The organism is Maribacter litopenaei (assembly GCF_025244665.1).
Taxonomy (GTDB): domain Bacteria; phylum Bacteroidota; class Bacteroidia; order Flavobacteriales; family Flavobacteriaceae; genus Maribacter; species Maribacter litopenaei.
On record NZ_CP104205.1, the window covers coordinates 296,626 to 312,747 of the forward strand.

Consider the following 16,122-nt stretch of genomic DNA (forward strand, 5'->3'; position numbering starts at 1 on the left):
AATATTTAAATTCCAAGGATTAATTTGGCAATCATAAAATAAATGAGAATACCAAAAATATCATTGCTGGTGGTAATGAACGGACCCGTTGCAATGGCAGGGTCTATCCCTCTTTTGTGAAGAAATAAGGGGACAAAAGTACCTATCAATCCCGCCACGATGATTACGGCTATCAAGGAAATAGAGATGGCAAAGGAGATATTCATCTTTCCTTCATAAGACCGAGACGAAAATGAAGAGCAAAATAGCCAATATAATTCCGTTCAAAGTGGCCAGTAGCATTTCTTTGATTAACCGGTTGCTGATACTTCCTTTTAAATCGTCATTGGCAAGTCCTTGTACGATTATGGCACTGGATTGAACTCCCACGTTTCCCGCCATGGCGGCAATCAACGGGGTAAAAAAGAATATAATGAACTGTTCCTGTTTAAAATCTTCCTCAAAACCACCCATGATCATGAAAGCCCCAATACCACCAATGAGTCCAAGGATTAACCATGGTAACCTGGCCCTTGTAAGGTCTAAAATACTATCGTCCGCTTCCACATCTTGCGAGATACCTGCGGCCATTTGATAGTCCTTGTCCGCTTCTTCCCGTATCACATCCACAATATCATCAATTGTAATACGCCCTACCAACCTACCAATTTCATCAACCACGGGAATGGCTTCCAAATCGTATTTTGACATAATCTTGGCTACCTCTTCCGGCTTTTCATTTACATTGACGGAGTCTACCTTGGGAATATAAACGTCCTTGATATGGGTTTTTGTAGAGGTGGTCAACAAATCCTTGAGCGATAGTCTTCCAATAAGCTTGTCTTCTTCATCAACTACATAGATGGAATGAACCCGTGTTACATTTTCGGCCTGGGCCCTCATTTCCTTTACGCAGGTCAGGACATTCCAATTTTCCCTGACTTTTACCAACTCCTTGGCCATAAGCCCACCTGCGGAATACTCGTCATAGCGGAGTAGGTCAACAATGTCCTTGGCATGTTCGCGGTCCTCTATTTCGGATATAACTTTTTGGATCATTTCCTGCGGAAGCTCCCCGATGATATCGGCCGCATCGTCCGTATCCAATTCAGCCAATTCTTCCGCAATTTCCTTGGAAGAAAGATTTCTAAGTATGGCCTCCCTAACATCCTCGTCCAATTCCGTGAGTACATCGGACGTTTTATGGCTATCGAGAAGTTTTATAAGATAAGTGGCCTCATCTTCATTTAATTCATTGATGATTTCTGCAACATCCGCATAATGCACATCTTCCAACAAAGTAGTTAAGTCACTATCCCTTTGGTTTTCAATGAGCTCTTCGATCTGAGCAATGAGTTCCTCTGTGAGTTTAAACGGTGTCATTTGCTATCTTCTTGGTCAACGCAATGAACTCGGAAACAGAGAGCTGTTCCGGGCGTTGGTCAAATATAGCATCTTCTTTAAGATTATCTGAGAGTCCCAGTATTTTTAAACTGTTACGGATGGTTTTTCTCCGTTGGTTAAAGGCGGTTTTAACTACCGTAAACAACAATTTTTCATCGCAATCCAGTATGTATTCCTTTTTTCTGGTAAGGTTTAATACCCCGGATTGCACTTTTGGAGGCGGGTCAAACACCTGTGGGTGTACGGTAAATAGGTATTCTGCATCGTAAAAAGCTTGTGTTAATACCGAAAGGATGCCGTAGGTCTTACTACCTTCTTTGGCGCAAATCCGTTGGGCCACTTCTTTTTGAAACATACCCGAGAATTACGGAACTTGATGGCGCATTTCGAGCATTTTAAAAACAATGCGGGTAGAAATATTGTATGGGAAGTTTCCGGTTATGGCAAAGGGTTCGTTACCAAACAGCACGTTCAAATCATATGTTAGAAAATCTGCTTCCACTACCTTGAAGGAACCCTTGCCTTGTAGAACCTTGGGATGTTCTAAAGGAAAGCTGTGATTTAGGTAAATAATGGAGTCGGAATCCAAATCCATGGCGACCAAATCAATTTCCTTAGTCAAGAGATATTTCGTGAGAACCCCTGTTCCGGGACCTATTTCCAATACTTTTGTATAACCATTGAGGGATAATGTCTCGGCAATTTTTTGCGCAATGCCTTCATCTTTTAAAAAGTGTTGCCCAAGATGTTTTTTTGCTTTTACAGGACTATTTTGTATGGTATCATTTCCATTTTCATAACGCGACTTTTTATTTTTTCCCTTTCTCTTTCCCATTTCTACATTTTAAACGCATCCTAGAAAACTACTTTGCCAAATATACCCAAGCCTTTTTTCCTGAACTTAAACTTACCTCAATTCTTTTGTAGGCATCCCCTTCATAAAAATCGGCTTTTTTTAATTCATCACTTGTCAATATATATACTTTCCCTTGAATTTTGTCCTGCGGGTTTTCCGTTGGCTCCAAAGTGGGGTACAGTCCCGCGACTTTAGTATTAGAGATTTTATAAGCATACAGGTTGTCATCATACCCTCCCAATACCCTAGAAAAAACACCTAGCTGCACTTCTTTTTCCTGTAAGGTGCCATACGTAAAAAGGTGATGGGTAGCGGTGTTTTTGTGCACAAAAAATTCATCGATCACTTCCAGTTCCGTCCTGAAGGAAATCAATTGGTCCGCAAATAGTTTTAATCCTTCCTTCCTTAATTTGGGAGCATTCTCCTCATAGTACGATTCAAGAATCTCTTTGCTCGCTACGGTATATTGAACGGAATAGGTTTGCCCTGTGCCTTCTTCGGTCAATACTTTGGTCATTTTTGCACTTAGGAACTTACCTGTGGCAAGTACCTCCGGAATATGGATGGTTTTCATCCAATGAAGCCATTCATCATGGGCTTTGTCCTCTATATTGCTGGTTACGTTGTAAATGTACATGGTATTTTTAAGGGTAATGAAGTGTAAGACAACATCAATTAATGGCGTCGCCCCTTAGGATTCTAAAGTTTTTTCACGCTTGAGGGAAATAATAACTGTCCTGATAATCATAAATGATACGTTCATAATGTGCTTTCGCCTTTTCCTGGCTGGTCAAAAATAGTCCTATAGAGCTCCCCAAGGGCAAAGTGGGCGTCGTCCGCCAAGATTCCATTTCCGTAGAACTCAATGATTTTTTGATAATTGAATTCAGCGGCTTCGTATTTTTTTTGAGATTCTAGCAATTGCGCCTGTTTAAGGAGCGCTTCGTCCTCGATTTTCTCGCCCTTATGATTTTCTAGGATATCATTAAGACCTAGAATGGCCTCATCAGTTTTATTCTGATAGGCTAAAAAGTCGGCACGGGCATATTTTTTTAAGGCTGTTTGGGTAGAGTCCTCCAATGAATTATCTGAAATCAATAAACTTAACTGCATGGCATCGTTGGCAATGAGTTGGGATGTGGAGCCCCTAAGGACTTTAAGTTGTGTTAGAGCCCAATCAAAATCACCTTTGTAAAAACTGGTTTCCGCTACTTTGTAACGTGCATCTTGCCCCATGACATCGTTTTTCAATTTGTCCTGAACTTGGGAAAAGTAAATGAGCGCCTCGTTAAAGCGTTTATCATATACCAAAATATCTCCAAGTGCCAGTTTGATGTAGGCTTTGCTTCTTTCATTCAAAGGGAGTTCCAAACTATTTTTAAGCAGTTGAATGGCCGGATCAGGTTCGTCCTTTTTGAAGGTAAGAAAATTGGCATAGGAAACCTGTAACTGTAACGTTTGGGTTTGATATCCATATTGGTCGATCAGGGTCTCGTATTGTTTCCGGATATTGTTCCATTGATTCTTATCGACCTCTTCTAAATCTATATCGATTAAATGCAACTGCGCATTCAATTGAACAATTGGATCTGCACTTTCGTCTTTAATATATTCAAAAACATCCTTTGCAACTTGGGTTTCTTTCTCTTCAAGGGCGGCTGCTCCCAAATTTTCCAGTCTTCCGGTGGAACTACCTTCCATACGTCTATATATGGCCTTTTCTTGTCTAAAAGCACTTCCAAACTGTTTCTGTTTTACGAACAACCAGCTCAGCAATTCGTTCCATAGGACATCAGGATTTTTCCGGGCTTTTTGAAGTAGTATAGCCCTTAAAGTCCGGTTGTTGACATCTTCAGGGTCAGATGTGATAAAGTCATCTATACTTCTAAGAATATTGGATTTGGATGTTTTATTGTTCACCAAAAGCTCAAGGTAAGAGGCGTACATTTTTTCAATATCGCCCTGTTCCCCATAAATTCCGGCCAATTGATAATTATAGTCAAACGCAGGATTCAGTTCCATTGATTTTTGATAGGCCTCAATGGCTCTATTCAATAACGTGTATTTTTGGAATTGATATCCCAGGGCATATCCGTAATTTGGATTTACCTCGATAAAAGCCAAGGCTTGGTCATAATATTCGTTGGCCCTCTCTCGGCATATCTTGGAGCGAATAGTTATAGCCCATTTCAATTAATAGGGTAGGATGGGGATTTCTTTGATTCAATTGATCAAGCAGATAGGCCTCAGCATCTGTATATCGTTCCAATTGTTGATAGCAGGCTATCAATCCTTGTAGGTAGTCTGTCCTTCTAGGGTTTTGTTTGGCCAATTTTTCGTAAAAAACGACAGCTTTTTCAAAATCCCCATCCGCAAAATACTGCTTGGCCAAAAAGTCCTCTTGGGCATTAATGGATATGGAGAAAAGTAGAAAAGTAAAAAACCCAAGAAACTTCATACTTGAAATTTATCAAATTTAAGCAAGTGCTTCCAAAGAATCTGTTAACTGAACCATAATTAGGTCGATACTACCCTTTTGAATATGGTTTCCCTAGCAAACCGTACAGATTTCGATACAGGTTATCATAAATTGTGTTGTAGGAATATTATTAATAATGTAGCTTTAGAAAAATGGACAGACTATTGTCCATCAACCGTAATTTTGATGGAAACAAGATTTTTAGGATCTAAAACAAAGCGTTTTTACTTTAACAACGGAGTTGAAGATGTTAGTTATGTGGTGATTTATGGCGATGAACTCATGGTTGAACCACTAGAGGATAACATAGCGGATAGTTACAGAACTGCTATTTATAGAGGGCGCGAGGGAAAAATTGCATCCAATACCACGTTATTAAAAAAACGTAGTCTAGAATTTTATTTTTTGGATATTGGTCAAGGTGATGCATCCTTTACGGTAACCCCTGATAACATTAAAATTTTGGTGGACGGTGGATTAAAGGACAGGGCTTTGGGATTCCTTATTTGGAAGTATCGCTTAGATCAGCCAGATACCAGTGTGGTGATAGATCACTTGTTCTTGAGTCACGCAGATAACGATCATATTGATGGTTTGGCGCCACTGTTGGAGCATCCGAAAATCACGGTAAAACATATTTATCATAATGGTATAGGACTCTATTCCGATGGACATAATACGGACTTGGGTACATTGGAAAATGATAGGTTAAAAACGATTCACGATTCGGTTCAGGATTTGGAAAATGAAAGCTTGAAGGATGATTTTAAGGAATGGATAGACGCGGTAATCAGTTGCGGTGCAAGCTATCAAAGAGTGGATGCTTCGGATGGATTTCTCCCTATTGGGGATGCTAGTATTCAATTGGAGATTTTAGGCCCAACCTTGGAAACGGACAATAGCTTGAAGTGGTTCGGGGGTAAATCCCATACCATTAATGGGCATTCCTTGATTTTCAGAATTGATTATGATCATGTCCGTACTTTTTTTTCAGGGGATTTAAATATTGAAGGTAGCGAGCATTTACTTGCCATACCTGGAAATACGCTTAAGGTGAATGCCCATATTTTTAAAGCCCCACATCATGGAAGCCATGAGTTTTCTCAAGACTTACTTAATCATGTAAACCCAATGGTTACTGTAGTGTCTTCAGGGGAGACTCCGGATCATGGTCATCCCAGGGCCGTGTTTTTGGGAGGATTGGGCCTTGCAGGAAGGGGAAAAATGCCCCTTATCTTTTCTACGGAGCTTTCTGCCCTTTTTGTGGATGCAGGTGATGTTGAGGCCCAAATCCATTCAGATTCCACCGTGACTACCTTGGACGACCTCGATTTTTCGGACTCCTTGGCAAATACCGAAGCCCGTCAAAGATTCAAAAAGGTATTGCCGGGAATTATAAACGTTAGAACAGACGGTGAGCGTATTTATGCCTTCCGACGTGTTCAGATGGGCTATCAATGGGAATCTTACGAATTAAAGTATAACGACCTTTAGGGAGCTTAGTCGATTAAATTAAATCCACAATAGGGTACCAATACTTCGGTATTTGAATACCTTTTTCGGTTTGATAGTTTTCCAATATGCCGGCCAATACCCTAGGAAGTGCCGAGAGAACTTCCATTCAAGGTGTGTGCTAGTTGACTTTTTCCATTACCATCCTTGAATCTCAACTTCAGGCGATTTGCTTGATAGGTTTCAAAGTTGGATACGGAACTTATTTCCAACCAACGATCCTGTGCCGTAGAAAACACCTCAAAATCATAGGTTAGGGCAGAAGTAAAACCTAAATCACCACCACACAATCGCAGGATACGATACGGTAATTTCAATTCCCTAAGAATAGATTTTACATGCTCCACCATAGAATCCAAAGCCTTATAGGAATTATCTCGGGTGCTCCACATGAACTATTTCTACTTTGTCAAATTGATGAAGTCTATTAAGGCCGCGCACATGAGCACCATAGCTGCCTGCTTCCCTTCTAAAGCATGGGGTGTAACCAGTATATTTAATGGGGAAATCACTTTCTTGTAAAATGGTATCCCTAAAAATATTGGTCACGGGAACTTCGGCGGTGGGTATTAAATAAAGGTCGTCAGCAGTAACATGGTACATTTGCCCCTCCTTGTCCGGTAACTGTCCTGTTCCAAAACCGGATGCCTCGTTCACTAAATGCGGCACCTGCATTTCTGTATACCCGGCGGCAGTATTTTTATCCAAGAAATAAGAAATCAAGGCCCGCTGAAGACGTGCTCCTTTGCCTTTATATACTGGAAATCCGGCCCCGGCAATCTTGACCCCGAGCTCAAAATCTATGATGTCATATTTTTTGGCAAGCTCCCAATGAGGTAAAGCATCATCCACTAATTTGGGTATATCACCTTCTTTGAAAACTTCTTCATTGTCTTCCTCAGAATTGCCGGCTGGCACTAGTTGATTTGGCACATTTGGAATTTGATACAAAAGCGATTGAAGTTCTTCTGATGTATTCGTAAGTTCATCCCCTAGTTTTTTGGATTCCTCCTTAAGTTCAGCAGTTTTTTCCTTGAGGATATTGGCTTCTTGGGCTTTGCCGATTTATAAAGCATCCCAATTTCCTTTGAAAGTTTGTTGGATTCTGCAAGAATAGTATCCAATCGTGTTTGGGTAGCCCGTCTTTTTTCATCCAAAAGCAGTGCCCCGTTCAACATGGATTCGGCATCAATGTTTCTTTTTTTAAGGGCTTCCAAAACTCTATCCTTTTCCTCTCTTATGACCTGTAACTGTAGCATTGCTTCGTATAATTTGGCAGCAAATTTAAGGGAAAGTTCTCATTTAAAGGCATACTTTTAATTCCTAAAAGAACGTCTATGGTTTTTGAACATTTTGCACTAAACGTAAGGGATATAGGACAAGTTGTAGATTGGTACTGTCAGAATTTGCACTTAACAATTGTAAGCGAACAAAAAACAGCACCCTATATGACCTTTTTGGCCGATAGCACAGGTAGGGTCGTTTTGGAGCTTTACAGCCGGGAGGATGCCGATATTAGGAATTTTGAATCAGAGCATCCTCTAACCTTTCATGTTGCTTTTGTCTCGGAGGATGCTAAAAAAGACAGGAACCGTTTGGTGGCGCAAGGCGCTTCTTTATTTGAGGAAGTCCATAAGCCGGATGGTAGTCATTTGGTCATGTTAAGAGATCCTTGGGGAATGCCTTTGCAATTATGCCAAAGATATCAGAAATTCTAATTATCCAATTGGGATGGCAGGATCCAGTCACTGTGCTTGAACGGACGCCACGAAATATTGGCTAGGTCTACGGTTGGGTCTATAAAAGGTGACGGGGGTCGACCATTGATGCTCACTTTTGAGTTCATTAAATATACGGATACTTCTTCTCCTTGATTTTCAAGGTCACGTTTTAGATATTGAGCGAATTGCCAAGTAAAATCAGGATAGGATAATACCTTTCTTCGCTGACCTACATTGAGATAATTTTTTAAATCTATAAAGACTTCTTTTCCGTTGTCACGAACAACTTTGAAACGGCCGGTTCCACTTCGTTCCCTTAACATCATTCTCCAACTCATCCTGTGGCCTTCTTCCGTCCATAAAACATCGTCTTTTATAAAATAGTGTCTAACAGGTAGTAGTAGTTGTAAAAGAAAATAGATATAAAAACAAATTAGGAATGGGTTTTTATAGCTAGGCACTAATGTTTTATGGAGGACAAGTGGCACTTTATTTTTGAAAAATAGTTTGCGGATCATTTCTGGCTCAAAGAAGAAAACGATAAAAGCCAGGGACAGATACGGGAATATACCAATCTGAAAAATGATAGAATTAAATAAATGAAAGAAGATAGAGGAGATAAAGGCCACTTTTCGGGTAGGTTTCCAAAGTAGGGAGGGTATTATAAAAAGGTCAAAAAGAATTCCAAAGGACCCAATAATTTTATGGATCCAAGGTTCTTGTAAAAGGTCTCCTACCAAGAAGTAATTGACCTTTGGCTTCATTAGTACGTCGATCATGCTGAAGTCCAACCAATCACCATACAATTTGGCGATGGAGGCATAGGTATATACGATAAACAATTGTAGTACAATAATCCATTTAACGTAGCCGTACATGGAGTTTTCCTTTTGAACCTTTCCCATTCGAACATCGAAGGAATAATCCTTATGGGCAGGGAAGAGGCACATTAGGGAAGAGACAAGAACAAGTAAGTAATAGTGGTTATTGTAAGCAGATTTTTGCATGAGATAGCTCCCGATCCAAAGTAACGTAAAGGCTATAATCGAGAACCGATATCTAAAACCAAGGGCTATAAATATGCCCAATATTCCCATCAGCGAAAAGTAGAAATACATTTCTGGATCGGTAAGAGTTTCTAGCCAAGCAAAATCAATAAAAGGGAAGGTGTACTGGGGTTCAACAATATTCCTTTTGACCCAGCCTGTGGCGATGGCGCCAAAACATTCCAAGGAAACAAGAATACCAAAAAATATACGAAATATGATAAGTGGACTGTTGTCAATTCTTTGAAAAAACAACCTGTTGAGCATTATCTATTGGATATATATTGAAGGGATTTCTTTTTGTCCCTTGCCAATTGTGTTTTAAGCCCTTCTAGCGAATCGAACTTCTGTTCATCCCTGAGTCGGGACAACAGTTCTATTTGCAATTTTTTATCGTAAAGGTCGTCTTCAAAATCAAAAAAATGGACTTCAATGGTCTTGGAGGTGCCATTCACCGTTGGGTTGTAGCCAATATTCATCATACCATACACGTCGTTGCCATGTATGCTGCTTTTTACGATGTAGGATCCATTTTTAGGAATTAGCTTATAGGACTCTTCTATGGTTACGTTCGCGGTTGGAAAATGGATTTTTCTTCCTAACCCCTTTCCTCTTTTAATTGTTCCGGTAAGCATATAGTCATAACCTAGATAGGAATTGGCGGTTTCAACATCTCCTTGTTCCAACGCCTTTCTGATTTTGGTAGAACTTACCGAAACTTCATCTATTTCCTGTGCAGGAATTTCCTCAACTGAGAAGTCCAACGTGTTTCCAAAGGCGATTAAATCAGTAATGTTGGCATTTCTATTTCTACCAAATCTATGGTCATAGCCAATGATGATTTTCTTGGATTTTAATTTATTAACTAAAAGGTCACGTACAAATTCCGTTGCGGAGAGACGCGAAAATTCCTTGGTAAATGGATGGATGACCAAAATATCCAAGCCCATTTTTTCTAGGATGGATTTTTTTTCGTCTATCGTATTCAGAAGTTTTATATTGGCATCCTTTTGTAGTACCATGCGAGGATGCGGGAAGAAAGTAAGTACTGCTGATTTAAGATCGGAATTCTTGGCATGATTTATGACTTTTTCCAGTATTTTACGATGACCTATGTGTACTCCGTCAAAGGTACCAATGGTAATGGCAACAGGGTGGTTTTCATCGTATTTGGAAATGCTTTGAACTGTAATCAACTGTGTTAGAAAATAAAAAGAACTATATTTGATTTGGAGATAAAAGCCCCGCAATGACCGCTAAATTACGTCTTGTTTTCTCAATTACCATAGCATTTCTTTCCTTTTATGGGGTTGCACAGACCAAATACTGGCACGGTGTAGATCTTAAAAACCGGGATAGACAAATAACGTTAAAGCGATTAGATGTGCAAAAGGCCAAGGCGTTCTCATTGGATGAAGAGATTTTAAAAGCGGAACTAGCAGATATCTCCGGTTCCAAAAAATCTTTTGGAACTATCTATTTTCCCAATGAAGAAGGTGGCCTAATTCCTTTTCGTGTGGAGGAATCCCAATTATTCGCTCCAAATTTGGCCAAAAAATATCCAACTATAAAGTCTTACAGGGGAATTAGTGAAGATTCGGAAGGTAAAAGAATCTTTTTTAGTATTTCTCCAAAAGGAATACAAACCATGATTATGGATCCAAGGAAGGAAGGGACCGTTTTTATGGAAAAGGGGGCAAGTGGTGATTATATTATTTACAATGCAAAAGACCATTTGACCCGTAAATGGGATTTTATTTGTAAGACAGATCCTACTACCTATACGTCAATATCCGATCCATCCACGGCCAAGTTGGTGGATGACCAAAGTCTACGGAAGTTCAGGGTTGCAATAGCCGCATCCGGGGAATATACCCAATTTCATGGTGGTACCATAGCCGATGCACTTGCGGCAATTAATGCTACTTTGACAAGGGTAAACGGTGTTTTTGAGCGGGACCTTGGTGTTACGCTGGAGTTGATTGCAAATACAGATCAGGTGATATATACCAATCCGGATACAGATCCATTTTCCTGGCGGATTAAGTTCACAGACACAAAATACCTTGACCAGTGTCATTGGAGAAGCCAACTATGACATAGGCCATTTGTTCAATCAGGAAGAAGGGGCCTTGGATGGAAATTCGGCTTTATTGGGTCAGTTTGCCAGGATAATAAGAAGGGAAGTGCTTACACCACATTGTTTTCTCCACAAGGTGATATTTTTGATATTGACCTTGTGGCCCATGAAATGGGACATCAATTTGGGGCAAACCACACATTTTCACACTTGTCCGAAGGTACATTGGTACAGGTAGAGCCTGGAAGTGGTACTACTATAATGGGGTATGCTGGTATAACAGATGCTAATGATGTTGCCTCAAACTCAGATGATTATTTTCATTATGTCAGCATTGTCCAGATCAGGGATTATTTAGAGTCCATCACATGTGGTGAAACCATTACCTTAACCAATAACGCCCCTATCATAAATCCAGTCAGTAACTACACAATTCCAATAGGAACCGCTTTTGTACTCACAGGTAGTGCCAGTGATCCAGATCTTACAGATGTACTGACCTATGATTGGGAGCAGATAGATAATGGAATAGTTACCCAAGCTACCTTTGGACCAAACAACCCAACGGGTGCTATGTTCAGATCCCTTCCTCCATCTGTTTTACCCGAACGCTATTTTCCAAGATTAAGCAGAGTGGTTTCCGGCAACCTTACCCAATCTAATCCCGTTGAAGGTGGTGCATGGGAGACTGTTTCCAATGTGCAACGCGATTTAAATTTTTCGCTTACGGTACGTGATAATGTTTTAAATGGAGGTCAATCGGCTTCAGATGAGGTTACGGTAACCGTTTCTAGACAAGCTGGCCCTTTTGTAGTCACCTCACAAGCCTCTGCCGCTTCTTATGTGGCTGGTGAAACCGAGACCATCACTTGGGACGTGGCCAATACCAACATTTTGCCCATTGCCGCTCAAAATGTAGATATTTTTCTTTCTACTGATGGAGGAATCACTTTTCCGAACCTAATTGCGCAAAATGTAACCAATGACGGTAGTCATGCTCTAGTGATTCCGGGAGGTTTTAGTACAACTTCGGGTAGATTTATGGTTAAAGCTTCCAATAATATTTTCTTTTCGGTCAATCAAGCGGATTTCACTATTGCGGAGTCTGAAGTGGTACTTAATTTTGACAATCTCAATTATGAGGTCTGTAAACCGGACGACCTGGTCGTCAGTTTCAATTACGAGTCCTATTTAGGATTTACGGAAGAAAGTACTCTTAGTGTTGAATCATTGCCCATTGGGGTCAGTGCCGTTTTTTCCCAGGATACAGTATCCGTTTCGAACACACCAATAGATATTACTTTTTCGGGCACTAATAATTTGGCTATAGGCAGCTATTCAGTAGACGTGGTGGCTACTTCGGCAACAATCACTAAAAGCTTAACCCTACAACTGAATGTTTACGATACCAATTTCTCTGAAATTGTACTTACGGCTCCGGCAGACGGAAGTTTGGACGTATCAAAGGATGTGGTTTTGGAATGGGAACCGGATTTGATAAGCACCTCCTATGAAGTTGAAATAGCTACGGATGCCGGTTTTTCAAACCTGGTTGAATCCAAGTTAGTGAATACAAATTCCTATCAGCCCGATTCTTTGTTGAACGAAACCCAATATTTTTGGCGGGTAAAACCCTTGAATAGTTGTGGGGAAGGGACTTTTGGGACTCCATTTAGCTTTACTACAATACAATTTAATTGTATTACTAAAGCCAGTAACAATGTTCCCATCAATATTTCACCAATTGGTACACCTACAATATCTTCCGTAATTTTGTTTTATCAGGACTTGAATCCGGCCGATATCAATGTGAATCTGGATATTGAACATACCTATTTGTCAGATTTGGTTATTAGCCTCACTTCCCCAGCTGGAACTACTGTGGTTTTGGTCTCAAGTGCTTGTGGTAACAATTCGGACATAAATGCCATTTTTGATGATGAAGCCGCAAATGCCTTTACCTGTTCAGGTTCTCCCGCCATAAGCGGTACGGTTCGTCCCATTGGTACGCTGAGCTCATTTTATGGTGAATCTATTCTTGGGGAATGGGTCTTGGAAATTCAGGATAACGCCGCTTCCGATGGAGGTAGGCTCAACAATTTCTCACTAGAAGTCTGTGTTGAGGGCGACTTTAGACCGAGATGAAGATCAGGACGGAGTATTTGATGATGGTGACGACTTATGTTTGGGTACCCCTCTTGGCCAGGAAGTGGATGCATCCGGCTGTGCCATTTATAGGTTTACCCAAGAAAACTTCAATGTAAGTTTGGAAAGCGAGACCTGTAGAACAAATAATGACGGCGCCCTCAGGATTGTTCCGAAGGTCTTTTTGGACTATGAAATCACTATAAATGGAAATGGTTTAAATATTACCGATAACTTCACCAATAGTTTTAACCTGACGGATTTAGGTGCAGGAACCTATAATATTTGTATAACGGGTTCAGATGGTACCATTAATTACCAGCCTTTCTGTTTGGAAGTGGTCATAACCGAACCGGCACCCTTAAATGTCACCTCTAAAGTTTCCTTACAGGCTTCCCAATTAGTTCTGGATTTGGAAGGTGCAAATGGATACTTTGTGGAATTGAACGGTTATAGTACGTATACAATAGATAAGCAGGTTTCATTGGAGCTGGCCAAGGGCATTAACTTTTTAAAGGTGTATACTGATATTCCTTGCCAAGGAATCTACGAAGAGGAGATTATAGTTTCGGATGGCCCTTTAGTCTTTCCGAACCCGTTCCATGATAGTGTTCAAATCTATTTTGATGTTCCTACACAGCGAGCCTCTATCATGTTGTTCAGTTCGGATGGTAGGCTGCTACGTAACGACAAATTGAAGGATGGTATATCTTCTAAAGAATATGATTTAGGCATATTGCCCGTAGGGATGTATTATTTGCAATATGATAATCGAGGAATTAAAAAAACAACTAAAATTTTAAAAAGATGATTAGGAGGATAGTACTTCTTATGTGCCTTTTTGCAGTATTTGGTTGTAAAAAGAAAGATAATCCAAACCCCCCTGAGCAGGTTCTCTTGTTGTTCCCTGAAAAAAATTCGGAGTGCACAACGGGCATTGATCAGGATGCAACAACCAGCAGTGTAACTTTTAGATGGCAAAGATCAGACTACACGGACAGCTATGAGTTACGGGTAACCAATATTAACACCAATACGGTCCGGACTATTTCTACCCAAAACACAACCGCCAGTCTTCCTTTGGTCAAGGGACAACCTTATTCTTGGTTGATCCGTTCCGAAACAATCAGGTAGAAAATACAATATCTAGTGAGGTTTGGAATTTTTATAATGCTGGATCTAGAACCACATTTGCACCTTTCCCAGCAGAAATATTGGCGCCGAATATGTCCGAAAGGGTCTTTAAGGATATAAACAATGAAGTGACCCTTTCTTGGTCGGCATCTGATTTGGATAACGATATTGAGAATATTCGGTGTATTTCTCCGAGCAGAATCCGCCAATAAATTTAGAAGCTACTCTGTCCGCTACGGCCTCTTCATTAAAAGTATCCGTAATTTCAGGAACCACCTATTATTGGAGTGTGGTTACTAGGGATTCTGAGGGAAATGCAACCAATTCGGGAGTGTATAGCTTTAGTGTCCTTTAAGCCCCATTAAACTGATTCATAGTTCCGGCTACACCGGATAGAACAAAGGATTCGATTAATGAGACGGACTTTTCCAATCGTTCTTTCATTCTGGTACTTTCCTCTTCGCTCCATTGCCCCAGTACATATTCCACTTGTCTCCCCTTTCCGAAATCTGCACCTACTCCAAATCTAAATCGATTGTAATTAGTGGTCTGAAGCACTTGTTGAATATCCTTTAAGCCATTATGTCCGCCATCACTTCCCTTGGTTTTTAATCTTAGTGTGCCGAAAGGAAGGTTGATGTCATCCGTTATTATGAGCAGATTTTCCAAGGGTACTTTTTCCTTATCCATCCAATAACGAACGGCTTTGCCACTTAAGTTCATATAAGTGGATGGTTTTAGGCAAATGATGCTTCTGCCTTTCAGTTTATATAAGGCTACATCGCCTAACTTCCGGGTCTCGAAATTCAGTTCTTTTTGATCCCCGAGGGCGTCCAATATCTTAAAACCTATATTATGTCGGGTTTCGGCATATTCATCACCTATATTTCCTAGTCCGACAATTAAAAACTTTTTCATGGGGTCTTCCTCCTCTAAAAATGGGCCTTTAAAGCCTAAAAATTCCTTAAGATATTTCAACATAGAATATCTTTTTACCGTTGGCTAAAAATACAAAAGCACCCCAATAATAGTACTGGGGTGCCTTTTGTTTTTTGTAAATCAATTTTATTCTTGAGCAGCTTCTTCAGCTGGAGCCTCAGCCCCTTCTGCACTTGCTTCTGCTCCTTCTGCTCCTTCCTCATCTGTTTCTTCATCCTCATCATCGGTCATCACCGCGGTACGTGCAGTCTTAACCTGAACCACCGTTGTGGAATCCGGGTGAAGAATCGTGAAATCGTCACTTAACAAAGATGAAACGGCAATGTTCTGTCCAATTCTAAGTTTGGAAATATCTACATCAAAGAAATCCGGTAATTTGTCAGGTAATGCCTTAATGGCCAATTTTCTTTTTCTGAAAAGTAAACGACCACCGTTTCTAACCCCTGGTGAGTTACCTTGTAACCTAACAGGTATGTTCATGGTTACAGGTTTGTCCTCGAACAACTGATAGAAATCAATATGCATGATGCTATCGGTCACTGGGTGGAACTGTATGTCCTGCATTACGGCGTTTACTTTGGTTCCATTATCCAATTCAATTGCAACTGTGTGCGCATTGGCGGTGTAAACCAAATCTCTGAACGCTAGTTCATCTGCTGAAAAGTGCAATGGCTTATCCCCTCCGTATACTACGCAAGGAACCTTTCCAGCATTACGTAGGGCCTTTGTTGACTTCTTGCCCACGCTTTCTCTTTCTGATCCTTTAATTGTAATTGACTTCATTATATGTATTAAAAATTAATAATTTAAATATTGGCCATTTCGAA

13 protein-coding genes and 4 pseudogenes are annotated in these 16,122 nt (G+C 40.4%); 7 read left to right on the forward strand and 10 right to left on the reverse strand.

What is annotated here, in order from left to right; genetic code table 11:
- Nucleotides 1–5 precede the first annotated feature (5 nt).
- From mgtE to NYZ99_RS20995, 5 genes and pseudogenes are all read right to left on the reverse strand, one after another.
- Nucleotides 6–1,362 (reverse strand): annotated as a pseudogene (gene mgtE, locus NYZ99_RS01645) (magnesium transporter).
- Nucleotides 1,349–2,218: pseudogene (rsmA, locus tag NYZ99_RS01650) on the reverse strand (16S rRNA (adenine(1518)-N(6)/adenine(1519)-N(6))-dimethyltransferase RsmA). Before rsmA ends, mgtE begins: the two co-directional pseudogenes overlap by 14 nt.
- Before the next feature lie 28 nt (nucleotides 2,219–2,246).
- Nucleotides 2,247–2,876, reverse strand: coding sequence for a DUF4286 family protein (locus NYZ99_RS20990; protein WP_338039233.1), 630 nt, complete (start codon nucleotides 2,874–2,876; stop codon nucleotides 2,247–2,249).
- 122 nt (nucleotides 2,877–2,998) lie between these two features.
- Nucleotides 2,999–4,432, reverse strand: a complete 1,434-nt coding sequence (locus NYZ99_RS01665; RefSeq protein WP_338039234.1) for a hypothetical protein — start codon at nucleotides 4,430–4,432, stop codon at nucleotides 2,999–3,001.
- Entirely contained in the window at nucleotides 4,371–4,697 is a 327-nt protein-coding gene (locus tag NYZ99_RS20995) for a tetratricopeptide repeat protein (protein WP_338039235.1), read from the reverse strand. Before NYZ99_RS20995 ends, NYZ99_RS01665 begins: the two co-directional genes overlap by 62 nt.
- 207 nt (nucleotides 4,698–4,904) lie before the next feature.
- Here NYZ99_RS20995 and NYZ99_RS01670 point away from each other — a divergent pair, with 207 nt between their 5' ends.
- Nucleotides 4,905–6,212, forward strand: coding sequence for a ComEC/Rec2 family competence protein (locus NYZ99_RS01670; RefSeq protein ID WP_260573189.1), 1,308 nt, complete (start codon nucleotides 4,905–4,907; stop codon nucleotides 6,210–6,212).
- A 5-nt stretch (nucleotides 6,213–6,217) separates the two neighbouring features.
- Here NYZ99_RS01670 and serS read toward each other — a convergent pair.
- Nucleotides 6,218–7,489: pseudogene (gene serS / locus NYZ99_RS01675) on the reverse strand (serine--tRNA ligase).
- 78 nt (nucleotides 7,490–7,567) lie between these two features.
- Between serS and NYZ99_RS01680 the strand changes: the two are divergent.
- Nucleotides 7,568–7,948 (forward strand): VOC family protein, encoded by a 381-nt coding sequence (locus NYZ99_RS01680; RefSeq protein ID WP_260573190.1) that lies wholly within the window; start codon nucleotides 7,568–7,570, stop codon nucleotides 7,946–7,948.
- Here NYZ99_RS01680 and NYZ99_RS01685 read toward each other — a convergent pair.
- Together NYZ99_RS01685 and NYZ99_RS01690 are read right to left on the reverse strand one after the other, a co-directional pair.
- Nucleotides 7,945–9,264, reverse strand: coding sequence for an HTTM domain-containing protein (locus tag NYZ99_RS01685; RefSeq protein ID WP_260573191.1), 1,320 nt, complete (start codon nucleotides 9,262–9,264; stop codon nucleotides 7,945–7,947). The genes NYZ99_RS01680 and NYZ99_RS01685 overlap by 4 nt on opposite strands.
- Nucleotides 9,264–10,193 carry a bifunctional riboflavin kinase/FAD synthetase gene (locus NYZ99_RS01690; protein WP_260573192.1) on the reverse strand — a complete coding sequence of 310 codons (930 nt, stop codon included), beginning with the start codon at nucleotides 10,191–10,193 and terminating at the stop codon, nucleotides 9,264–9,266. The genes NYZ99_RS01685 and NYZ99_RS01690 overlap by 1 nt, the downstream gene beginning before the upstream one ends.
- A gap of 53 nt (nucleotides 10,194–10,246) precedes the next feature.
- Here NYZ99_RS01690 and NYZ99_RS23140 point away from each other — a divergent pair.
- The 5 genes and pseudogenes from NYZ99_RS23140 to NYZ99_RS01715 all read left to right on the forward strand — a co-directional run.
- Nucleotides 10,247–11,368 (forward strand): annotated as a pseudogene (locus tag NYZ99_RS23140) (reprolysin-like metallopeptidase); the annotation flags it as partial.
- Nucleotides 11,369–11,650: 282 nt separating this feature from the next.
- Entirely contained in the window at nucleotides 11,651–13,222 is a 1,572-nt protein-coding gene (locus NYZ99_RS01700; RefSeq protein ID WP_338039479.1) for a proprotein convertase P-domain-containing protein, read from the forward strand.
- Nucleotides 13,197–14,033 carry a T9SS type A sorting domain-containing protein gene (locus tag NYZ99_RS01705; protein ID WP_260573193.1) on the forward strand — a complete coding sequence of 279 codons (837 nt, stop codon included), beginning with the start codon at nucleotides 13,197–13,199 and terminating at the stop codon, nucleotides 14,031–14,033. Before NYZ99_RS01700 ends, NYZ99_RS01705 begins: the two co-directional genes overlap by 26 nt.
- Nucleotides 14,030–14,356 (forward strand): LolA-like protein, encoded by a 327-nt coding sequence (locus tag NYZ99_RS01710; protein WP_260573194.1) that lies wholly within the window; start codon nucleotides 14,030–14,032, stop codon nucleotides 14,354–14,356. Before NYZ99_RS01705 ends, NYZ99_RS01710 begins: the two co-directional genes overlap by 4 nt.
- A 181-nt stretch (nucleotides 14,357–14,537) precedes the next feature.
- Entirely contained in the window at nucleotides 14,538–14,711 is a 174-nt protein-coding gene (locus NYZ99_RS01715; RefSeq protein ID WP_260573195.1) for a hypothetical protein, read from the forward strand.
- On the opposite strand, the gene pth is transcribed toward NYZ99_RS01715, so the two are convergent.
- A complete protein-coding gene (gene pth / locus NYZ99_RS01720) occupies nucleotides 14,708–15,337 on the reverse strand; it encodes an aminoacyl-tRNA hydrolase (protein WP_260573196.1) in 630 nt (209 codons plus the stop codon). The two genes, NYZ99_RS01715 and pth, sit on opposite strands and share 4 nt — an antisense overlap.
- 84 nt (nucleotides 15,338–15,421) lie before the next feature.
- Entirely contained in the window at nucleotides 15,422–16,078 is a 657-nt protein-coding gene (locus NYZ99_RS01725) for a 50S ribosomal protein L25/general stress protein Ctc (RefSeq protein ID WP_260573198.1), read from the reverse strand.
- Nucleotides 16,079–16,122 lie beyond the last annotated feature (44 nt).